The organism is Umezawaea sp. NPDC059074 (genome assembly GCF_042738955.1).
GTDB lineage: Bacteria > Actinomycetota > Actinomycetes > Mycobacteriales > Pseudonocardiaceae > Umezawaea.
In genome coordinates this window covers 164,150-186,061 of record NZ_JBHYHC010000003.1, presented here as the reverse complement: position 1 = coordinate 186,061, position 21,912 = coordinate 164,150, and the positions used below count along the sequence as shown (strand labels likewise).

The following is a 21,912-nucleotide window of genomic DNA, read 5'->3' as shown; positions in this document are numbered from 1 at the left end:
AGCCTCACCGCGGCGACACCGGGATGCTCAGCGCCCCCCGGATGTTGCGTGAGCGCCGTCGCACGACGGGTCCGCTGATGCGCAGGTCGGGGTAGCGCTGGAACAGCATTCGCATGCCGACGGCGGCTTCCAGTCTGGCCAGTCCGGCGCCGACGCAGTAGTGGATGCCGGAGGAGAACGAGAGGTGGCCGCGGCTGTTCGGGCGGTCCAGGTCGAGGACGTCGGGGTGGGGGAAGACGTCCGGGTCGCGGTTGGCGCCGGCGAGCAGCAGGACGACCAGGGAGCCGGTGGGCAGGTCGACGCCCTCCAGGGTGAGTGGTTCGGTGGTGGCGCGGACGGTGTACTGCACCGAGGAGTCCCAGCGCAGGACTTCCTCGACGGCGTTCTCGGCCGACTCCGGCGAGGTGATCACCCGCTCGCGGGCCTCGGGGTGCGTGAGCAGCGCCAGCCCGGCGTTGCCGATCAGGTTCAGGGTCGTCTCGTACCCGGCCATCATCAGCAGTTCGCACGTGGCCAGCAGGTCCTCGCGGAGGAACTCGTCCGAGTCCGACTGGGCCCTGATCACGCTGCTGACCAGGTCGTCGCCCAGGTCGCGCCGCCGTCCGTCGACCAGGTCGACGAAGAACGCCTCCAGGTCGACCAGCGCGGCGCGGACGCGGGCGAGCTCGGCGGCGGACCGGATGCCGTCGAGGGTCGCGCCGAGCACGGTGCCCCAGCGGATGAACCGCGCGTAGTCGATCTCGGGGATGCCGAACATCTCGCAGATGATCCGGATCGGGATGCGGGAGGCGAAGTCGTCCATCAGCTCCCACTGGTCACGACCCTCGACCTCGTCCAGGAACTCCCCGACGACCTTCTCCACCAACGGCGTCAGGTCGCGCAGCGCGCGGGGGGTGAACCACGGCGCCACGGTGCGGCGCAGCCGGGTGTGCCGGGGCGGGTCGAGGGCGATGAACGAGTCGTCGACCGGGTGGACTGGCCGGTTGCCCCCGGTGTCGAGCAGCAGCTTCTTCATGTCCATCAGCGACGCCCGCGTGTCCACGCCGAACCGCGGGTCGCGCAGCACCGAGTCGCTGACCCGGTGCGACGCCGACACGTGCACGCCGAGCCCGCTCCGGCTCAGGTCCCCGAGCGACCGGGCGCGCTCGTAGAACGGGTACGGGTCGGTGTCGCGGCCCGCGGTGAGGATCCGGGCCATCGGGTCGCCGCGCCACGCGAGCGGCGTGGTCACCGCCTTGAACCCCAGCAGCATGGCGCGCAGGCGCAGGGACTGCGCGAACGACGTGGTCATCGGTGGCCTCCGGGTGGTGCGGCTTTCGCGAACACGAGGTCGAGCAGCGAGTCGGGGAGCAGCCGGTACAGCACGCTGCCCGCGCGGGCGTCCGGGCCGACCTGGTAGCGGGACCTCGGGCGGCGCGCGTCGAGCACCCTGGCCACGGTCCTGGCGAAGTCGTCCGGCACGGTCCCGCTGCGCCGCGCGCGCTTGTCGTTGGCGGCCAGGAAGTGCCGGAACGGCACCCGGTAGAGGTCGCCGACGTCCGCGTCGGCGGTGTCGAGCAGGTCGTCGCCCTGCTCGGCGAGCTTGGTCCAGATCGGTGTCATGATCGCGCCGGGCTGCACGACCGACACCGCCACGCCGAACGGCCGCAGCTCGCGCCGCAGCGCGTCGCTGAGCCCTTCCTTGGCGAACTGGGACGCCGCGTACGCGCCGAGGTAGGGCGAGGCGATCCGGCCGAGGCCGGAGCTGACGTTGACGACCCGGCCGGAGGCCTCGCGCAGCAGCGGCAGGAACGCGCTCGTGACGGTCGCCGTGCCCACCACGTTGATCTCCAACTGGTCGCGCAGCCGTTGCGGGCTCAGGCATTCCAGCGGTCCCGGCACGCACACGCCCGCGTTGTTGACCAGCCCCCACAGCTCGTGGCCCACGGTCTTCACCGCCGCCCGCACGGTCGCCTGGTCGGTCACGTCCAGCAGGACCGGGCGCAGCAGGCCGGAGGTCGAGGCGGCGACGAGCGCGTCGCCGTCGGACTCGCGCCGGACCCCGGCGAACACCCGGTAGCCGAGCCGGTCCAGGTGCAGGGCGCACGCCTTGCCGAGCCCGGACGACGCCCCGGTGACGACGACCGACCGGTCGTCCGGTGAGATCCTCACGACGTCCCCTCCAGTGCCGAGAGCAGGATGTCGACGCTGTCGGTGGCGATGCGCTCGGCGCGCTCGGTCGGCACCGCGTCGTCGACGTAGGAGAAGTTCCACGACAGCTGGTCGTGGCTGGTGTTGGCGGTCGCCACGAGGTAGCCGCTGATCGACGGCCCCGCGACGAACTGCGCCTCCGACAGCCGCCACGGCCCGATCGCGTCGGGGAAGTGGTGGCGGCCGATGTTGGACAGGCACAGGTTCCCCGGTCCCCGCGCCTCCACCAGCTCGCGGAACGAGGCACTGCCGGGGACGTCGGCGGGGCAGACCCAGCGCAGCAGGTTGATCACCGCGAAGTGGTCGCCGCGCCGCTTGCGCCGGGCCACGTCCCGGCTGACCGCCCTCGCCATGTCCCAGAACGGTTCCCCCGGCTCGTAGTCCACGAACGACGGCACGGTCGCGATGTACGCACCGGCGTCGCGGTCGGACACCGGTGGGGCCAGCTCGCCGCGGAAGTCGACGGGGGAGCCGATCGCGAACGCGCACCGCTCGGCCACCCGCGCGTCCCGCGCGACCGCGGTGACCATGGCCGCGGCCAGCGCGCCGTGGACCGTCGCGCCCTCCCGCTTGCACGACCGCGACAGCGCGTCGAGCCGGGTGAAGTCCAGCGCCCGGTGCACGAACCGCGACCGCCGCCGCTCGTCGGGCACGACCTCGCTGGGCACTAGGCGGCGCACCGCGGCGCGCCGCAACCGCCGCTGGTCGGGCAGCACGCGCGAGGCGATGCCCAGCACGCCGCCGAGGGCCCGCTGCCGAGCCGGGAACATGTCCTCCGGCGCGGGCAGCGGCGCCAGCGGGACGGCGGACCCCGGCTCGGCCGCGAACTCCAGCACCTCCCGCAGCAGCGCCAGCGCGGTGATCGCGTCGGAGACGCAGTGCGACACCGTGAGGAGCAGGTCGTGCGTGTCGTCGCCGTGGTCGAGCAGGACCGCGCGGCACAGCGGACCGGTGGCCACGTCGACGCGGTCGACCAGTTCGCGTTCGACCTCGCGCTCCCAGCGGGCGTCCCCTTCGACAACCCGAAGCGGGATCGGGATCGCGGTGGTGGCGACGAACTCGGGGTTCGCGTCGGCGACGATCGTGGTGCGCAGCAACGGGTGTCGACTCTGCACGGCGTCGAGCCCGGAGCGGACCGCTTGCGGCGACAGCGGTCCACGGACCCGGACGCGGGCGACGACGTTGAGCGGCGAGAGCCGGTCGGCGATCCAGTACCACCGCTCGACCGGGCTCAGCGGCCGGTTGACCTCGGTCACGTGCTCCTCGTTCCTGCCGTGGCGGGGAAGGTCATGGCGGACGCGTTCCGCCGGTGCAGCAGCGGTTCCGGCATCCACCGGAACGCCGCGTCGCGCACGAGCCGCGCCCACGGTCGTTCGGCCTGTTCGAGGCGGCTCAGCGCACGGGAGTCCCGGACCATCCGCCGGGTGCGGGCCCGGCGCTCGTCCTCGTAGCGCCGCAACCCCTGCCGCGGGTCGGTGGCGTCGGCCAGGCAGCGGGCGAGCACCACGCCGTCCTCGACGGCCATCCCGGCGCCCTGGCCCAGGCTCGTCAGCATCGGGTGCGCGGCGTCGCCGAGCAGGGTCACCGGGCCGTCGCCCCACGTCCGCAGGAACGGCCGGTCGCGCGCGGCCAGTCCGACGATCGCCTCCTCCGGGGTGGCCTCGACCGCGGCGCGCACCTCGTCGGCCCACCCGTCGCAGGCGCGCAGGACCTGGTCCTTGGTGCCGTCCCAGGTGGTGTTGTTCCTGGTGCCCCACCAGTAGACGCGGCCGTGCCCGATGTCGACGAGCCCGAACCGGCTGCCGCGCCCCCAGTAGTGCGCCACGTGCCCGGCGGGCAACGCCTCGTGCGCGAACGGGATCGTGGCCAGCCAGCACACGTACCCCGCGTCACGGGGCGTCTCCGGCCCGACGAGCCGCTCGCGCACCGCCGAGTGGAACCCGTCCGCCCCGATCAGCACGTCGCCGCGGGCCACCCGGCCGTCGGCGAAGTCCACCCGCACGCCCCCACCGTCGGCGGTGAACCCGGTCGCCGAGGCGCCGACCGCGATCGGGCAGTCGCCCGCGGCCTCCAGCAGCGCCTCCCGGAGGTCGGCCCGGTGCACGCACACGCTGGGCGCGCCGAGCCGGTCGCCGATCGACCTCACCGGCACCGCCCTGATCCGACGGCCGTCGAACGTGTTGAGGTGGAACGACTCGATGGCCCGGCCCCGGTCCTCCAGCGCCAGCTCGACGCCGTGCCCGCGCAGCGCGGCGACGGCGTTGCTCATGAGCGACAGCCCGGTGCCCTCGACGCGCGGCTCGGGCGCCCGCTCGTACACCTCGACGTCGATCCCGACGCGGCGCAGGGCGACGGCGGCGACCAGCCCGCCGATGCCCGCGCCGACGACGATCGCCTTGGTCACCGGTCCTCGCCCTCGATGAGCTCGGACAGGGCGTTCGCGACCTCGCGCACGTGGGGCTCCTCCATCATCTCCAGGTGGTCGCCCGGCACGTCCACGACGTCGAGTCGGCCGCCGACCAGGCCACCCCACCCGTTGGCGGGGTCGCGGTGCAGGCTGCGGGCGGCGTCGTGAGCCGGTTCGAGCAGGCCGGGCAGCGCGGCGGTGGCGCGGATGAGCGCGACGTCCTCGGCCAGCACGTCCGGCCGGTAGTCCAGGACTGCCCGCCAGTTCGCCGCGAACACCCCGAACAGCCGCCGCACCACGGCCGCCGGGCTGCCCGGCGGCAGCACGCCCGCGTCGACGGCCAGCCGGGCCGCGTGGTCGAACCGGTCGCCCTCGGGCAGCCGCGGAACGTCGTCGCCGCGCAGCAGCTCCCACAGGAACCAGGTCAGCAGCACGTCGTCGGACACCTCGTCGCGCGGACCCGGCGCCAGCGCGATGGTGTCGATCAGCACCAGCCGTTCGACCTCGTCGCCCTCCGCGCGGATCAACCTGGCCATCTCCACGGCCACGAACCCGCCGAACGACCAGCCCGCGACGAGGTACGGCCCGGTGGGCCGCACCCGGCGGATCGCGTCGAGGTAGTAGCGGGCCAACTCCTCCACCGTCCGCAGCGGCTCGGTGCCCGGCTCGCTCCCGGCCGCCTGCAACGCGTACAGCGGCCGGTCACCGGGCAGGTGCCGGGCCAACGGCAGGTAGCACAGGACGTTCCCGCCGATCGGGTGGACCAGGAACACCGGGTTCCCGGTCCCGTGCTCCCGGATCGGCACCAGCGGGTCGAAGTGCGCGGTGGCGCGGTCGGACCGCAGGCGCTCGGCCAGCCCCGCCACCGTCGGCGCGGCGACGAACGCGGACAGCGGTATGTGCACGCCGTAGCGCTTCTCCAGCACCACGACCAGCCGCATCGCCGTCAACGACGTGCCGCCCAGCGCGAAGAAGTCGTCGTGCACACCCGGTTCCGGCACGCCCACCAGCTCGGCCAGCACCTCGACCAGTGCCCGCTCGTACTCGTCGCGCGGTGGCGCGGACGCGGTCGTGGCGGCCGCCTTCGGCACGATCCGCCGCAGCGCCGCGTCGTCGCGCTTCCCGCTCGGCGTCCACGGCAGGCTCGGCAGCCACTCGAAGTGCGACGGCACCAAGTGTTCCGGCAGCGCGGCCCGCAGCGCCGTCCGCAGCTCCTCGGCGTCACCGGGCTCGCCGACCAGGAACGCCACGAGCCGCGCCTCGCCGTTCTCCCGCCGCGCCACCACGGCCACCTCGGGCACGCCGAGCGCGGTGATCGCCAGCTCGACCTCGGCGGGTTCGACCCGGTAGCCCCGGATCTTGAGCTGGGTGTCCCGCCGCCCGAGGCAGACCAGGTCGCCGTCGGGCAGCCGCAGCCCGAGGTCGCCGGTGCGATACAGGCGTTCGCCGTCGACGTGCACGAACCGGTCGGCCGTCAGCTCCGGCCGGTCGTGGTACCCGACGGCCAGGCCCTCGCCGCCGATGTGGATCTCGCCGCGGACGCCGACCGGGACCGGTCGCGACCGCTCGTCGAGCAGCAGCACCCGCAGCCCGTCGAACGGCCTGCCGATCGGGGGCAGCGCGGGGAAGTCCCACGGGTTCCCCGACATCGTGAACGTCGTCGCCACGTGCGTCTCGGTCGGCCCGTACTGGTTCTCCAGCAGCAGTCCCGGAACGGACGCGCAGAACCGCCGGATCTCGTCGGTCACCCGCAGCTGCTCGCCGGAGGAGATCACCGCCCGCAACGCGCGCGGTGCCACGCCGAGCGCGTCCGCGGCCTCGGCGAACTGCTGGAGCGCCACGTACGGCAGGAAGATCCGCTCGACCCGAGCGCTGTCCACCAGGCGCAGCAACGACACCGGGTCGCGCCGGTCCTCGTCGGACACCAGCACCAGCGTGCCGCCGCCGCACAGCGTGGAGAAGACCTCCTGGAACGACACGTCGAACCCGATCGGCGCGTACTGGAGCGTCCGGCCGCCGACGACACCGGTCGCGGACCGGTTCTGGCCCGCCACCACGTTCGCCAGCGCCCGGTGCGGCATCACCACCCCGTTCGGCTTTCCGGTCGACCCCGAGGTGAACAGGACGTAGGCGGCGTCGTCCGGTGACACCCCCAGTGCCACCGGCTCCCCGTCGCCCGTCAGCAGCACCTCGGGGTCGAGCACGACCGCCGGGTCGGCGATGAGCCCGGAGTGTCCTTCGTGGACTATGACGCGGAACGGCCGGACGTCCTCGACCACGGCGGCGATCCGGGCCGCCGGGTAGCCGGTGTCCAGCGGCACGCACGCGCCACCGGCCTTCGCGATCCCCAGCAGCACGGCGACCAGCTCGAACGACCGGTCCAGCGCCACGCCGATCCGGGCGCCGCGCGGGGCGCCCAGCGCCACCAGGTTGCGGGCCACCCGGTTCGCCGCCCCATCCAGCTCCCGGTAGGTCCAGGTGTCGTCGCCGAACACCAGCGCGACGGCCTCGGGCGCCCGCGCCACCCGCCGTTCGAACTCGCGCACCACGTGCGGCGGCTCCTCGGTCGCCAGGAACCCGAAGTCGACCGGCTCGTCCGGCCGGTCGACGATCCTGGCCAGCAGGTCGGTGTACGCCCGGGCCAGCAGCTCGGCCTGGTCGACGGTGAACCGCGGCGCCTCGCAGTCGACCCGCACCCTGATCCGCTGGTCGGTGGGGTCGACGAACGCGGTGACCACCAGCGCGAAGTTGGTCTCCTCCCACACCTCGAACCCGAGCAGCTCCACGTCCGGCAGCGCCAGCACGGGCTCGACGACGTGCAGGTGCACGTGGTTGAACGCGGTCTCCAGCACCGGTCCGCCGTGCTCGCGCCGGATCTCGCTGATCGGGAAGTGCCGGTGCGGGTGGCCCGCGACCTCCTGCCCGCGCACCTCGCGCACGACGTCCAGCCACGTGCCGGGCGTGCCGTCGAGCCGCACCGGGAGGGTGTTGAGGAACAGCCCGGCCGTCCGGTCCGCGCCCGCCTCCTCCGGCCGGGCGTGCGTGACCAGCCCGGTCACCAGGTCGTCCTGCCCGCAGAACATCCGCAGCACCAGGCAGTGCGCGGCGAACAGCACCGACTTCACCGGGACGACGTGCTCGCGGGCGAACGCGCGCAACCGCGCGTCCAGGCCGGTGGGCAGGGACGCCGACCGCACGACGAGGTCGCGGCCGCCGGGTGCCGCGTGCGCGCCGAACCCGGTCGGCAGCGCGGGCGTCGCGCCCTCCAGCAGCCGCCGCCAGTACTCGCGCGGCGCCTCCGAGGCGAGCGTCCGGCGTTCGTCGAGCACGTGCCGCGCGGCCGACGGCGGCGGGTCGGCGGGCACCGGGCCGATGCCGGACCCGGTGTCGTGCAGGTAGTCCTGGAGCAACTCGCGGATCAGGCTCGCCACGCTCCAGCCGTCCAGGATCGCGTGGTGGAAGCTCAGCACGAGGTCCACCCGGTCGTCGGTCAGGACGTGCGCGCGGAACAGGTACAGCGGCGGCCGGTCGAACTCGTAGTCGTGGAACCGCCGGTCCTCGACGTGCTTGCGCACCTCCACCTCGGCCTCGGCCGGGTCGACCGCGCGCAGGTCCACGACGTCCAGCCCTCCGTCCACCTCGGCGCGCACGACCTGCAACGGCGTGCCCGCCAGCTCGAACGACGACCGCAGTACCGGGTGCCGGGCGACCAGCGCGGCGAACGCCCGCCGGAACTCCTTGCCGTGCCAGCGGATTCCCAGCGTGTAGCGGAAGACGTCGTGGTACACGGCGGACTTCTCGTGCGCGCGGCTGTGGTAGAGCAGGCCGAGCTGCAACGCCGTGACGGGGTGGGCGTCCACGGCCCCGGCCAACCCGGCCCGGTCCACGGCGGGCACGAGGTCGAACGGCGCCAGGTCCACGACGTCGTGGACCGCGGTGACCCGCGTGGCGAGTGCGGCGACGGTCGGGTGGGCGACCAGGTCGGACAGGCCGAAGTGCAGGCCCCGCTTCGCCGCCTCCGCGCGGATCCGCAACGACAGGATCGAGTCGCCGCCGAGCGAGGCGTAGTCGGTGCGCACACCCACCGACGGCACGCCGAGCACCTCGGCCCACACCGCCGCCAGCGCCGCCTCCACCGCCGTGGTCGGCGGGTCGTCCACGGTCTGGTGCGTCGGGTCGGGCAGCGCGGCCCGGTCGGCCTTCCCGTTGGGCGTCAACGGGATCCGGTCGATCCGCACCAGGTGCGCGGGGACCATGAAGTCCGGCAGCGCCTTCGCGAGGTGCTCCCGCGCGTGGTCGACGTCCTGGTCGGCCACGTAGTACCCGACCAGCCGCACGCCGTGCGCCGTGCGCCGGTCCACGACCACCGCGTCGCGCACGCCGGGGCAGGACGCGAGCCGGTCGCGCACCTCGCCGAGCTCGACCCGGTTGCCGCGGATCTTCACCTGCCCGTCCTCGCGGCCCAGGTACTCCAGGGTCCCGTCGGCCAGCCACCGCGCGACGTCGCCGGTGCGGTACATCCGCCGTCCGGGCGCGAACGGGTCGGCCACGAACCTGGTCGCGGTCAGCGCGGGCCGGTCCAGGTAGCCCCGCGCCACGCCGACCCCGGACACGCACAGCTCACCGGGAGCGCCCGCGGGTTGCGGGAACCCGTGGCGGTCCAGCACGTACAGCCGGATGTTGTCGATCGCCCGGCCGATCGGGACGCGCGGACCGGGCGCGCAGTCGTGGAACGACACGTCGACCGTCGCCTCGGTCGGCCCGTAGAGGTTGACCAGCCGCGCGCCGCCGAGCACCCGGTGGAACCGCTCGACCAGCGCGGGCGACAGCGCCTCACCGCTGCAGAACACCCGCCGCAACGACCTCGCGCGCACCGGGTCGGCCTCCACCTGGTCCAGGAACGGCCCGAGCATCGACGGCACGAAGTGCGCCACCGTGACCCCGTGCCGGTCGACGGCCCGCAGCACGGCGAGCGGGTCCTTCTCCCCACCAGGCTCCAGCAGCGCCAGCCGGGCCCCGGCCAGCGCCCACCAGAACAGCTCCCACACCGACACGTCGAACGACACCGGTGTCTTCTGCAGCAGCACGTCCCGCTCGTCGAGCGGGTACCTCCGCTGCATCCACTCCAGCCGGTTCACCACCGACCGGTGCTCGACCGCCACGCCCTTCGGCCGCCCGGTCGAGCCGGACGTGTAGATCACGTAGGCCAGCCCGCCCGCGTCGGTCGCCACGCCGTCGCAGGCGCCGGTGAGGTCGTCCACCTGTCGCACCAGCGGCCCGTCGAACGAGGTCGGGCCGTCCACCAGCACGACCTTCGCCCCGCTGTCGGCCAGCATGAACCGCAGCCGGTCCTCCGGGTAGCCGCGGTCCAGCGGCACGTACGCCGCGCCCGCCTTGAGGATGCCCAGCAGCGCCACGAGCAGCGGTCGCCCGCGGTCGAGCAGCACGGCCACCCGGTCGTCCCGCCCGACCCCGGTGGCGCGCAGTCCGGCCGCGACCCGGTCGGCCCGCACGTCCAGCTCCGCGTAGGTCATCGGGGAGTCGCCGAGGACCGCGGTCCGGCCGGGCCCCCGCGCGACCTGCTCGGAGATCAGCTCGTGCAGGGTGCGGTCGTCGACCGGCACCGAGGGCGCGTCGGCGCTGACGAGCCGGTCGCGCTCGGCCGCGGTGAGCATCGGCAGCGCGGCCAGCACCGGCTCCGGCTCGGCGAGGCCACCCACGAGCAGCGCGCGCACGTGCCGGGCCATCGCCTCGACCGGGAAGTCCGCGTCGAACACGTCGCACGCGTAGTCCAGGTCCACCACCACGTCGGCGGTGTCGTCGAACTCGGTCAGCACGACCGCCAGCGCGTCCTGGTCGTGCGAGTGCCCGACCCCGGCCATGTCGCGGGCGACGCCGGGGATGGCCGCGCGGCCGGGGTAGCGCATGTACGAGACCGTCACGTCGAACAGCTGCCGCGGCGACCCGGCGGGGAGCGCGCGCAGCAGGTCGCCCAGCGACAGCCGGTCGCGCCGCTTGAGCCCGTAAGTCCTGGTTCGGACCTCCGTAGCCAAATCCCGGAGCGTCCGATCGCCCGGCACGGGCAGGCGCAGCGGCAACGTGCTCGCGAACTGGCCCACGGTCTGCTTGTCGGCGAACGTCCGCCGGTTGAGCGAGGGCACGCCGAGCACCACCTCGTCGGCGCCGTGCACCCGCGCCAGGTAGGTCGCGAACGCCGCCGTGACCGCGGTGAACGGCGAGTGGCCGCCCGCGCGGATCCGGTCGATCAGCGCGCCGGGCAGCACGAACCGGTGCCGGGCTGTGGTCCGCGCGCCGCTCATCGCCTTGCGGGGGAACAGGACCGGCTCGACGCCCGCGAGGAAGCCCCGGTAGAAGTCGCGGTCCGCCTCGAAGTCCGCCGACTCCCGGTAGCGCCGCTCGCGGTCGACGAACGGCAGGTAGGAGCGGGTGGGGAAGGCGAGCGGCTCACCGGTGCGCACGACGTGGGCGTAGTCGTCGAGCACCTGGCAGAGCGCCTGGTGCAGGGCCCAGCCGTCGGCCACGACGTGGTGCGCGGCGATGCACACGTGCACCGCGGCGGTGCCCTCGACCAGCAGCGCGGCCCGCACCACGGGCCCACCGCGCAGCGGGAACGGCCGGTGGAACACGGCGTCGACCCACGCGTCGCACGCCTCCCGGTCGGCCAGCTCCACGACCTCCGCGGGCGCCGGTTCGGGGTCCGGCCACTGGTGCGGCACGCCGTCGTGCTCGTCGAAGCGCAGCCGCAGGGCGTCGTTGCGGTCCAGCGCGCGTGCCAGGCACGCCCGCAGCACGGCGACGTCGACGTCCCCGGTGAGCCGGTCGAGGGCGACGGAGTTGTGCTGCGCGAGGTGCGGCAGGTGCGAGGCCGCCGCCCAGATGTCGCGCTGGGCCGCGGTCAGCGGAATGCGTGCGGAACGGGTCACGGTGCGTCCCCTGTTTCGTTGCCCTGTGTCCTGCCGCTTTGTCTAGTGCCCTTTCGTTGTTCGATGTCGACGTCTGGACGGTGTACGACAATGTCTGGACAATGGGCGCGAAATCTGGGGATGGTGCACATGCCGCGTCGTGAACGCCCATTGGATGTGGGCGACAGCCCGTTGCTGGGATTCGCCGCCGATTTGCGCGCGGTACGGGAGAAAGCCGGGAGCCCGCCTTATCGGGAATTGGGTGTGATCGCCCACTACTCGGCCGCGACCCTGTCCGACGCCGCGGGCGGCCGGAAGCTGCCGAGGCTCGCGGTGACCCTCGCCTACGTCCGCGCGTGCGGCGGTGACCCGGTCGAGTGGGAGGCCCGCTGGCACGCCCTCGCGGCCGAGCTGAGCGCCGCCGGGGAACCGGCCGACGGCGACGCGGGCTCGCCGTACGTGGGCCTGGCGGCGTTCCAGCCCGAGGACAGCGCCCGGTTCTTCGGCCGGGAACGGCTGGTCGAGGAGGTGCGCGCCCGGCTGGCCGAGCACCGGTTCGTCGGCGTGCTCGGCGTGTCCGGCGCGGGCAAGTCGTCGCTGCTGCGGGCGGGCCTGCTGCCGGGGCTGCGCGCCGCGCTGTTCACCCCCGGCGCCCGGCCGATGCGCGAGCTGGCGAGGGTGCTCGCCGAGCACCCGCCGGGCGACGAGCTCGTGGTGGTCGTCGACCAGTTCGAGGAGGTGTTCACGCTCTGCCGCGACGAGTCCGAGCGCGCCCGGTTCATCGACGCGCTGCTGGCCGAGGCGGAGCCCGACGTCGGGTCGCGCCGGGTCGTGGTGGGCATCCGGGCCGACTTCTACCACCGCTGCGCCGCGCACACCGGGCTCGCGCGGGCGTTGGCGGAGGCGCAGGTCGCCGTCGGTCCGATGAGCAGCGACGAGCTCCCGCAGGCGATCATCAAGCCCGCCGTCCAGGCCGGGTGCACGGTCGAGGGGCCGCTGCTGGCCAAGATCGTCGCCGACGCGACCGGGCAGGCCGGGATGCTGCCGCTGGTGTCGCACGCCCTGCTGGAGACGTGGCGCCGCCGCCGCGGCAACGCGCTGACGGTGGCGGGGTACGAGGCGTCCGGCGGCATCCACGGCGCCATCGCGCAGACCGCCGAGCAGGTCTACACCGCGCTCGACCCCAGCAGGCAGCGCCGCGCCAGGCAGATCCTGCTGCGGCTGATCACCCTCGGCGAGGGCAACGAGGACACCCGCCGCCGGGTGCCGTGCGGCGAGCTGGACGACGACCCGGACACCGCCGCCGTGCTGGACGCGCTGGCCCGTGCCCGGCTCGTGGTGCTGGACCGCGACTCCGTGGAGATCGCCCACGAAGCCCTGATCAGGTCGTGGCCGCGGCTGCGCGACTGGCTGGCCGAGGACCGCGCCGACATCCGCGTCCACCGCGGCCTCACCGAGGCAGCGGCCGCCTGGGAGGCCGTGCGGCGTGACCCCGGCGCGCTCTACCGGGGCGTCCGGCTCGCGGTCACCGGCGACTGGGCGAAGCGGCACGCCGACGACATGACCGCGCACGAGCGGTCGTTCCTCGACTCCAGCACGCACGCCGAGGAGGCGGACCAGGCGTTGCGCCAGCGCCGCAACCGGCAGCTGCGCTGGCTCACCACCGCGCTGTCCGTGCTGCTCGTGGTGGCCGTGGCCGTCACGGTCGTGGCCGTCCGGCAACGCCAGGACGCCGTCAGCGAAGGCCGGGTCAGCACCTCGCGGCAGCTCGCGGCCGAGGCCGAGACGCTGGCGGGCAAGGACGTCGCCCGAGCCATGCGCGCGAGCCTGGACGCCTACCAGAGCTACCCCACGGTCGAGGCGCGCAGCGAGGTGCTCAGCCTCGCGTCGCGGCGCGACTACCAGGCACTGCTGCCCTCGCCGTCGGACGTGCGCACGAAACCGGCGTTCACCCCGGACGGACGGCTGCTCGCCGCGCCCGGCGCACCGGGGCGCGTCGACCTGTGGGACGTGGCCGACCACACCCGCCGCACCGAGCTGAGCGGCTCGTTCGGCCAGGTGCTGGTGGTCGCGGTCAGCGGGGACGGCGCCCTGCTCGCGGCGGGCACCCAGGACGGCGAGGTGCTGATCTGGCGGCTGGCCGACCGGTCGCTGGTGGCCCGCGCGTCGGCCTCGCCCGAACCGGTCCGCGAGCTGCGGTTCAGCCCCGACGGCCGGGTGGTCGCCGTGGCGGACGCGGCCGCGACCCGGCTGCTGGGCGCCGGGGACGCCCGGCTGGTGGCCGCACCCGGCTCCGGCGCCGGGTCGGGGTCGCTCGCGTTCAGCCCGGACGGCACGACGCTGGCGTTCACCGACGGCGGCGGGGTCGTGCTGTGGGACCTGCGCACCGCCACCGCCGTCGGCACCCTGCCCTCACCGGAGGGCCAGCTCAGCTCGGTCGCGTTCAGCCCGGACGGCCGCACGGTCGCCACCGCCGGGGCCGGGCGCTCCGTGCGGCTGTGGGACGCGGGCACCCGGCAGCGGGTGGCCGACCTCGACCACGTGGACAGCGTCGCCCAGGTCGAGTTCGACCCGACCGGCGGACGGCTGTTCTCGGTCGACGTCGGCGGCACGGTGGCCGTCTGGGACCTGGCCCGCCGGGCCCGCGTCGGCCAGCTGCTGCGCAACAAGAACCACGGCGTCGGCGCCGCGGTGGTCAGCCCGGACGGCCGGTTCATCGCGGGCAGCAGCAAGTCCGGCTTCCTGCTCTGGGACCGCACCCGCGTCCCGTTCATCGGCCACGTCGACACGGTCAGCGGGGTCGCGTTCGACCCGGTCGGCGGCAACGTCGTGAGCAGCAGCGCGGACGGGTCGCTGCTGGTCTGGGACCGCGAGACCCGCGCCCCGCTGGCGTCCGCGCCGGGCGGCGGGACGTCGTCGCTGGAGACGCGCGGCCCGTGGGTGAGCCCGGACGGGCGGTGGGTCGTCGTGGGTTACGGCGGCAGGCTGGTGCTCCGCGACGCCACCACGTTGGCCGAGGTCAGGACGGTGATCGAGGGGCACGTGGTGGAGAAGGCGGTGTTCAGCCCGGACTCGCGGACGCTGGCGGTGATCGTGGACGCGAGGACCGTGCGGTTCGTCGACCTGGCGACCGGGAGCCACCGCGACCGGACCGTGGACGGCGACGGGGCGCTGGACGTCAACTACAGCCCGGACGGCCGTTCGCTGGCCGTCGCGACCGTCCGCGGCCGGGTCCTGGTCTGGGACACCGAGACCGACGACGAGGTCGTCGTGGCCGAGGACGGGCACGCGTCGACCGTCGTGTTCAGCCCCGACGGGACGGTGCTGGCCGCCACCACCTACCACGACGGCGCCGGGCGGGTCGTGCTCTGGGACGCCGCGAGCCACCGGCGGACCGGGGAGCTGACCGACCCCGGCGGCCGGTTCAGCTCCCTCGCCTACAGCCCCGACGGGCGGCTCATCGCGACCTTCGACCACGACGACACGGTGACCCTGCTCGACGCGGCCACGCTCACCCGGTGGGCGGTGCTGTCCGGGCACACCGGACCGGTGACCGACCTGGCGTGGAGCCCGGACGGCACGTTGGCCAGCGCCAGCCGGGACCTGACCGTGACGCCGTGGACCACCGACGTGCAGGCCGCGCTCGGGGAGCTGTGCCGGGCGCTGGCCTCGGACTTCCACGACGGGGGAGCGCCTCCCGCGGCGTGCGCGGGCCTGTCCTCCTAACACGGGAACGTTGTACGACGTCGAGCCGGGAGCGTTGAACGACAAAGTCGGAACAATAGGACTGCGAATTAACGGGAAATGGGTGCGATCCGGTCGTTGCGGGTTCGCTCGGAGGTGTGCCAGCATCTGCGTCGATGCGGTGGGGAATGTCCCGCATTTCCTCTTGCGACTTCGGCGAATGCCTTGGAGTGATCTGCTGTGGAAACCGGGAGCACAATGCGGTCGATCCCGACCGCGCGCAGTTGTCCGTTCGACCCGCCGGACGAGCTCGGTCGGGCGCGGGAGGTCGCGCCGATCAGCCGGTTCTCGTTCCCCGACGGCCACCTCGGCTGGATCGCCACCGGCTACGCGGCCGTCCGCACGGTGCTGACCGACCCCCGGTTCAGCCACCGCGCGGACCTCGTGCGGCCGACGCTCGCCATGGACCGGGTGGAGATCCCCGAGGTGCTGCCCGGCATGTTCACCCGGCTCGACCCGCCGGAGCACACCAAGTACCGCAAGCTGCTCACGTCCGAGTTCACCCTGCGCCGGGCCAACGAGCTCGCGCCGCGGATCGAGCAGATCGCCGAGTCGCTGCTCGACGAGATGGAGCGCCGGGGGCCCGCGGTCGACCTGCTGCGCTCCTACGCGCTGCCGCTCCCGTCGCTGCTGATGTGCGAGGTGCTCGGCCTGCCCTACGCCGAGCACGACCGGTTCCAGCACGACTCCGACACGCTGTTCGACCTCAGCGCGTCGGAGGAGGACACCATCGCCTCCTGGCAGTCGATGATCGACTTCCTGACCACGGCCATCAAGGCGAAGCACGAGGAGCCCACCGACGACGTGCTCGGCAGGCTCGTCTCCGGTGGTGAGCTCGACGACGGCGAGCTGGTCACCGTGGCGATGATCCTGCTGATGGCCGGCCACGAGACGACGTCGAACACGTTGACGCTCGGCGTGTTCGCGCTGCTGGAGCACCCCGAGCAGCTGGCCGCGCTGCGCGCCGACCCGTCGCTGGTGGACAACGCCGTCGAGGAGCTGCTGCGGTACCTGACGGTCAGCCACATCGGCCCGGTGCGCACCGCGGTCGAGGACGTCGAGGTGGCGGGCACGCTGGTCAAGGCGGGGGAGTCCGTCACGATGTCGCTGGCCGCGGCCAACCGCGACCCCGTCCGGTTCCCGAACCCCGACGTGCTGGACCTGACCCGCTCGGCGGCCGGGCACGTGTCGTTCGGCGGCGGCGTGCACCTGTGCACCGGCCTTCAACTGGCCCGCGCGGAGCTGCGGATCGGGCTCACCGCGCTGCTGCGCCGGTTCCCGACGCTGCGGCTCGCCGTGCCCGCGGCCGACATCCCGTTGCGCGAGACGATGGTGGTCTACGGCACGCACGGCCTGCCGGTCACCTGGGACGTCGGGTGACCAGCACCCTCGACGGGCTGGCGCTGCACGGCGGGACCCCGGTGCGCACCCGCCCGTTCCCGGTGGCGACCGAGGCGGCGGGGCGCACGTTCGGGGCGGAGGAGAGCGCCGCGGTGCTGGAGGTGCTGGCGGGCGGCAGGCTCAACGCGCTCGGCGGCTCGCACGTCGCCGGGCTGGAGTCGGACATGGCCCGGCTGCACGGCGTCGGCCACGCGGTGGCGTGCAGCTCAGGCACGGCCGCGCTGCACATGGCGATCGGCGCGCTCGACCCCGATCCGGGCGACGAGGTCGTCACCACGCCGGTGACCGACTTCGGCACGATCATCGCGATCCTGGCGCAGAACGCGGTCCCGGTGTTCGCCGACGTCGACCCGTTGACCGGCAACCTCAGCCCGGAGAGCGTGCGGCGCTGCCTGTCCCCGCGCACCCGCGCCGTCGTGGCCGTGCACCTGCTCGGCGCGCCCGCGCCCGTCGTCGAGCTGGCCGACGTCGCCCACCGCCACGGCGTCCCGCTCATCGAGGACTGCGCGCAGGCGCTGCTCACCGAACCGGCTCCCGGCAGGCTCGCGGGCACCGTCGGCGACATCGGCTGCTTCAGCCTCCAGCAGTACAAGCACATCACCTGCGGCGACGGCGGTCTCGCCATCACCGACGACCCCGCGCTGGCCCGACGGCTCCGGCTGTTCGGCGACAAGGGGCGGCCGCGCGACACGGCGGCCCGCACGCACCTGTCGTTCGGGATGAACTACCGGATGACCGAGTTGCAGGGCGCTGTTGCCAAGGTCCAGCTCGGCAGGCTCCGCGACGTCGTCGAACGACGCAGGCGCGCCGCCCACCGGCTGGTCGAGTCGTTGCGCGACCTGCCCGGCATCACCCTGCCGGAGGAGGACGGCCACAGCTTCTGGTCGTTCCCGCTCGTCCTGGACCCGGCACTGGCGGGCGGCGCCAACCTGCGCTGGGCCGCGGCCCTGCGGGCCGAGGGCATCCTCGCCGAGGGCAGGCTCCTCGACCACCCCGCCTACGCCTCGCCGGTGCTCGCGAACGGCCGCGTCTACGGCAACTCCGCCTTCCCGCTGTCCAGCCCACCGTCCAGGAAGGACTGGACCTACGCCCCCGGCCTCTGCCCGGCCGCCGAACGACTGCTCGACACCACCCTGCTGGTCCTGTTCTGGAACGAGCACTACACCGACGCGGACGTCGACGACATCAGCACCGCCGTGCGGAAGGTGCACACCGCCCTCACCTGAGGAGAACCATGTCCAAGCACGTCCTGTTCCTCAGCGCCCCGGCCTTCGGCCACGTCTTCCCCACCCTCACCATCGCCGAGGCCCTGGCCCGACGCGGCCACCGCGTCAGCTACGCCACCACCGAGTTCTTCGCCCGGTACGCCGAGCAGTCCGGCGTCACCCCGCTGGTCTACGGCCCCGCCCTGGCCGCCATCCCCGCAGGCCTGAGCGACCACGCCGACACCGCCGAGATCGTCCTCACCTGCATGCGCTTCTACGAGGAGGGCCTCCGCAGCGTCGACTCCGTAGAGGCCCTCGTCGACACCACCCCGGACCTCATCGTCTTCGACCCCATGATGTACGGCGCTGCCGCCGTGCTGGGTCGCAAGTGGACGGTGCCCATCGTCCTCACCCACCCCAACCTCGCCTTCAACGACACCGTCGACTGGACCGCTCCCCGCCGAGCGGAGCTGCTGGCAGGCCCCCACGGCGCCGAGGCGGCCGCCGTGGAGTCGGGCCTCCAGGACCTCTTCCTCCAGCACGGCATCGACGAAACCCTGCTCTACCGACCCGACGACCTCGCCCTCGTCTTCGTCCCCAAGGAGTTCCAACCCCAGGGCGACTCCTTCGACGACCACTACGCCTTCGTGGGCCCCTGCAACGAAGGCACCATCTTCCAGGGCGACTGGCACCCCCCGACCACGGACCGCGAGGTCCTCTTCATCTCCCTCGGCACCGTCCACAACGCCCGCCCGGACTTCTTCCGCCTCTTCGCCACCGCTTTCGCGGACCTCGACTGGCACGTGGTGGTGACCCTCGGCGGCTGGGCAGCGGAAGACCTGGGCGACCTGCCCGCCAACTTCGAGGTCCACCCCTGGCTTCCCCAACTGGCGGTCCTGGAACACGCCACCGTCTTCCTCTCCAACGGCGGTCTCGGCGGCGTCATGGCAGCCGTGCAACAAGGCACCCCCCTCCTGCTCGCCCCTGAAGTAGCCGAACAGGACATGGACGCCAGGCAAGTCGTGGAACTGGGCCTCGGTCGCATCATCGAACTCTCCACCACCACCCCGGAAGCCCTGCGCCAAGCAGTCCTCGACCTGTCCACGGACGAGCCGACCACCGCCCGCCTCAACTGGATGCGCGACCGCGTGGCGGAATCCGGCGGCACCACCCGCGCGGCAGACCTGATCGAAACCAGGATGAACACCCAGCCCACCACCACCCCACGCCACCCCTAGCCCGACGCGAGCCGAGCCGACCACGACGGATACCTTGGCGCAGAACGGAATCAGTCGAGTGAGATGCGTGGATTGATCGATCAACGCCTGCCGCGGGTGCCCTCCAGCACCCCGGTGCGCATGAAGTGCTCCAACTCCGCGGTCGGGCCGTCGAGGGACCAGCCCTTGGCGGCGACCCAGTCGTCGTCGTAGTACGTGTCCGCGTACGGCTCGCCCGAGTCGGCGGCCACCAGCACGACCGTGCCCGTCACGCCGTCCCGGCGCATCCGGGACAGGATGCGGCACGCGCCCTGGAAGCACGCCCCGGTGGACGGCCCCGCCCGCAGGCCCATGACGTCGTCGAGATAGCGCATCGCGGCCACGCTGGCCGCGTCGGGGACCGGTATGACCTGGTCGACGACGGACCCGTCGAACGCCGGTTCCATCCGGGGGCGGCCTATGCCCTCGATCCGCGACGGCATCCCGGTCGCGTAGTCCCCGCAATCGGTCACCCAACCCGGAAAGTAGGCGGAGTTCTCCGGGTCGACGACCGCGACCCGCGTCGGGTGGTCCCAGTGGCGCAGGTACCGGCCTGCCGCACGGGAACCGGCCCCGGTTCCCACGCCCAGCACGATCCACGCGGGCGCGGGCTGCCCGATGTCGGCGAGGTCCCGCAGGATCTTGGCCGCCGGGCCGTAGGACCGGTCGGTGACGCGGGCGTCCACCACGTCGCGGAGGTTGGCCAGGTGGTCCAGGTAGTGGCCGCCCCGCTGGTAGGCCAGTTCCCGTGCGCGCTGGTAGACCGCCGGCGGTGGGTCGACGGGGTGGCAGTCGCCTCCGTGCTGTTCGATCCGGGCGCGTTTGGACGGTGAGGTCTTGGCGGGAACCACGGCCGTGAACCGGAGGCCGAGCAGGCGCGCGAAGTAGGCCTCGGCCACCGCCATGTTGCCGCTCGTCGCCTCGACGAGCGGCGTGTGCCTGCCGATCCGGCCGCCTGCCAACGCGTCGATCAGCAGGTCGCGGGCGAACCCGTGCTTCATGCTGCCGGTGGGGCGGGCCGATTCGTCCTTGACGTACAGGGCGAACGGCCAATCGTCGGGCAGCGGGACGTGCCGCAGCGGCGTCCGCCGCTCCGCCTGCGCGTCCGCAGTCAGCAGGTCGATCGCCGTCCGCGCCCATGGCCCGACCATCAGGTGTCGTCGCGGTCGAGGACGACCATCCGCCTCGCGCGGTCGGTGACCCTCTCGAACATTCACAACCCCCCGGAAACGCGTGAGCGACCGACTTCCTGCGAGACCAACCTGCGCTGAACGGAGCTGACCACGACGCCGGTTCCCGCTGGGTCCCGCTGGAGCTTGCCGCGCTTGACCAGGTCGTGCGCACCCTGCCTGGTGATGCCCAGCATCGCGCTGGCCACCGACAGCGATACGACGGCAGCGCTCGGGTGGCCGAACCGCTGCGCGACCAGGGCGCCGAACGGGGTGCGCCACCAGGCGTCGGGCGGGGTGAACGCGTCGCCCGACTGGTAGACGGCCGCGATCAGGCGTGTCGCCGTCTCCTGGGCCAGGTCCACGTCCCGCCCCGTGACCTGCGCGGCCCACATCTCGGTGTCGGCGGCCAGCTGTCGCCGCAACTCGGCGGTGGCCCCGGCCTGCCCGCTCGGATCCAGCAGCAGGTCCAGCGGGTCCAGCAGCTTGCGCTCGACGTCCTGCTGGAGCTGGCGGGCGACCGCGATGTGCGTGCTCGTGGATCCGTTGACAACTCACGTTTGGCACGGGCGCCCAGCGGTAACTCCCTGTTCGAGCAGGCAAGAGCCAACGACGGTCCGTCGTTGCCGCCAAGAGGAGGAAGAAGTCATCGTGGGTATCTTGGGTTGGATCGTCCTGGGTCTCATCGCGGGTGCCATCGCGAAGGCGATCATGCCCGGCAAGGACCCCGGCGGCATCATCGTGACGATCCTGATCGGGATCGTCGGCGCCATCCTCGGCGGCTTCATCGGCCGCGCGCTGTTCAACAGCGACATCAACAGCTTCTTCGACCTGAGCACCTGGCTGCTGGCCATCCTGGGCTCGCTGGTGCTGCTCGGCATCTACCGACTCGTGACCGGTCGACGCACGCACGCCTGACCCGAACGCACGGAAGGGCCCCGGACACCATGGTGTGGCCGGGGCCCTTTCGTGCTTCCACCGTTCGGGGTTGGTGCACGACCGGCTGATGGACCCGTTGTTCCGGCTGGCCGCGCTCATCCGCAAGAGCCCGGACCCCACAGCGGGCAACGTGCTCCTATTGGTTCCCGAGGAGGAACGCGTGCGCGGTGCTGCTCACCGGCCGCAAGCACGTGTTGGCGATCGGTGAGGTGGGGCACGTGTTCCGCGATCCCGCGTTCGCCCGCCGCTTGTGGAACCCCGATCCCGGCAAGTGCGTGTGGGACAACGTCTACAGCCTGCGCGGGTATCGGCCGTCCTGGCCCTGACCGAGCCCGAGCGCTCGACCACGGGGGAGGACCGCGGGTGACCGCCGACGGCATCGCCGACTCCTACAACGACAACAGCGTGCTCTTCCGGGTGCTGGGCCACCTCGGATGGGGTGACCTGGTCAACGTCGGCCACGTGACCTGGCCGACGCTCCCGCTGGCGCTGGGAGGCCTTGGCCGGTTCCAGCGCAGGCTGGTCCGCCGGTCGCTCGCGCTGCTGGACGCCCGGCCGGGCGAGGTCGTGCTGGAACCGACGTGATCGGCTGCGTGAGCTGTTGACCGCCGATCGCGCGCGGCGCCGCCTCCACCGCTGAATCCGTTCGGCGAGTCCACCACGATCCGGACGCGGCGC

General features: G+C 73.3%; 14 protein-coding genes. 7 read left to right on the top strand and 7 right to left on the bottom strand.

Features of this window, described 5'->3' with window-relative positions; translation table 11 throughout:
* Positions 1 to 4 precede the first annotated feature (4 nt).
* From ACFWW9_RS02715 to ACFWW9_RS02695, 5 genes are read right to left on the bottom strand one after another with little or no spacing between them, the layout of a single operon-like run.
* Positions 5 to 1,291, bottom strand: coding sequence for a cytochrome P450 (locus ACFWW9_RS02715; protein WP_390370699.1), 1,287 nt, complete (start codon positions 1,289 to 1,291; stop codon positions 5 to 7).
* Positions 1,288 to 2,151, bottom strand: a complete 864-nt coding sequence (locus ACFWW9_RS02710) for an SDR family oxidoreductase (protein ID WP_390370698.1) — start codon at positions 2,149 to 2,151, stop codon at positions 1,288 to 1,290. The genes ACFWW9_RS02715 and ACFWW9_RS02710 overlap by 4 nt, the downstream gene beginning before the upstream one ends.
* Positions 2,148 to 3,446, bottom strand: coding sequence for a condensation domain-containing protein (locus ACFWW9_RS02705; RefSeq protein ID WP_390370697.1), 1,299 nt, complete (start codon positions 3,444 to 3,446; stop codon positions 2,148 to 2,150). The genes ACFWW9_RS02710 and ACFWW9_RS02705 overlap by 4 nt, the downstream gene beginning before the upstream one ends.
* The gene (locus tag ACFWW9_RS02700) at positions 3,443 to 4,594 is read right to left on the bottom strand and encodes an FAD-dependent monooxygenase (RefSeq protein ID WP_390370695.1); all 1,152 of its coding nucleotides are present in this window, start codon (positions 4,592 to 4,594) and stop codon (positions 3,443 to 3,445) included. Before ACFWW9_RS02700 ends, ACFWW9_RS02705 begins: the two co-directional genes overlap by 4 nt.
* Positions 4,591 to 11,541: an amino acid adenylation domain-containing protein gene (locus ACFWW9_RS02695; RefSeq protein WP_390370694.1), complete on the bottom strand. Its 6,951-nt coding sequence runs from the start codon at positions 11,539 to 11,541 to the stop codon at positions 4,591 to 4,593. The genes ACFWW9_RS02700 and ACFWW9_RS02695 overlap by 4 nt, the downstream gene beginning before the upstream one ends.
* A gap of 243 nt (positions 11,542 to 11,784) precedes the next feature.
* On the opposite strand from ACFWW9_RS02695, the gene ACFWW9_RS02690 reads away from it, so the two are divergent.
* The 4 genes from ACFWW9_RS02690 (at position 11,785) to ACFWW9_RS02675 (ending at position 19,108) form a co-directional block, all read left to right on the top strand.
* Positions 11,785 to 15,246 (top strand): hypothetical protein, encoded by a 3,462-nt coding sequence (locus tag ACFWW9_RS02690; RefSeq protein WP_390370692.1) that lies wholly within the window; start codon positions 11,785 to 11,787, stop codon positions 15,244 to 15,246.
* Between the two features lie 216 nt (positions 15,247 to 15,462).
* The gene (locus tag ACFWW9_RS02685) at positions 15,463 to 16,644 is read left to right on the top strand and encodes a cytochrome P450 (RefSeq protein ID WP_390370690.1); all 1,182 of its coding nucleotides are present in this window, start codon (positions 15,463 to 15,465) and stop codon (positions 16,642 to 16,644) included.
* Positions 16,641 to 17,891: a DegT/DnrJ/EryC1/StrS family aminotransferase gene (locus ACFWW9_RS02680; protein ID WP_390370688.1), complete on the top strand. Its 1,251-nt coding sequence runs from the start codon at positions 16,641 to 16,643 to the stop codon at positions 17,889 to 17,891. Before ACFWW9_RS02685 ends, ACFWW9_RS02680 begins: the two co-directional genes overlap by 4 nt.
* 8 nt (positions 17,892 to 17,899) lie before the next feature.
* Positions 17,900 to 19,108: a macrolide family glycosyltransferase gene (locus tag ACFWW9_RS02675; RefSeq protein ID WP_390370686.1), complete on the top strand. Its 1,209-nt coding sequence runs from the start codon at positions 17,900 to 17,902 to the stop codon at positions 19,106 to 19,108.
* 80 nt (positions 19,109 to 19,188) lie between these two features.
* On the opposite strand, the gene ACFWW9_RS02670 is transcribed toward ACFWW9_RS02675, so the two are convergent.
* The gene (locus ACFWW9_RS02670; protein WP_390370684.1) at positions 19,189 to 20,277 is read right to left on the bottom strand and encodes a PLP-dependent cysteine synthase family protein; all 1,089 of its coding nucleotides are present in this window, start codon (positions 20,275 to 20,277) and stop codon (positions 19,189 to 19,191) included.
* Positions 20,278 to 20,339: 62 nt separating this feature from the next.
* Positions 20,340 to 20,720 carry a hypothetical protein gene (locus ACFWW9_RS02665; RefSeq protein ID WP_390370683.1) on the bottom strand — a complete coding sequence of 127 codons (381 nt, stop codon included), beginning with the start codon at positions 20,718 to 20,720 and terminating at the stop codon, positions 20,340 to 20,342.
* A 226-nt stretch (positions 20,721 to 20,946) separates the two neighbouring features.
* On the opposite strand from ACFWW9_RS02665, the gene ACFWW9_RS02660 reads away from it, so the two are divergent.
* From ACFWW9_RS02660 to ACFWW9_RS02650, 3 genes are all read left to right on the top strand, one after another.
* A complete protein-coding gene (locus ACFWW9_RS02660) occupies positions 20,947 to 21,213 on the top strand; it encodes a GlsB/YeaQ/YmgE family stress response membrane protein (RefSeq protein WP_390370681.1) in 267 nt (88 codons plus the stop codon).
* Positions 21,214 to 21,401: 188 nt separating this feature from the next.
* The gene (locus ACFWW9_RS02655) at positions 21,402 to 21,560 is read left to right on the top strand and encodes a hypothetical protein (RefSeq protein ID WP_390370680.1); all 159 of its coding nucleotides are present in this window, start codon (positions 21,402 to 21,404) and stop codon (positions 21,558 to 21,560) included.
* Between the two features lie 37 nt (positions 21,561 to 21,597).
* Positions 21,598 to 21,819, top strand: a complete 222-nt coding sequence (locus tag ACFWW9_RS02650) for a hypothetical protein (RefSeq protein WP_390370678.1) — start codon at positions 21,598 to 21,600, stop codon at positions 21,817 to 21,819.
* Positions 21,820 to 21,912: the final 93 nt, after the last annotated feature.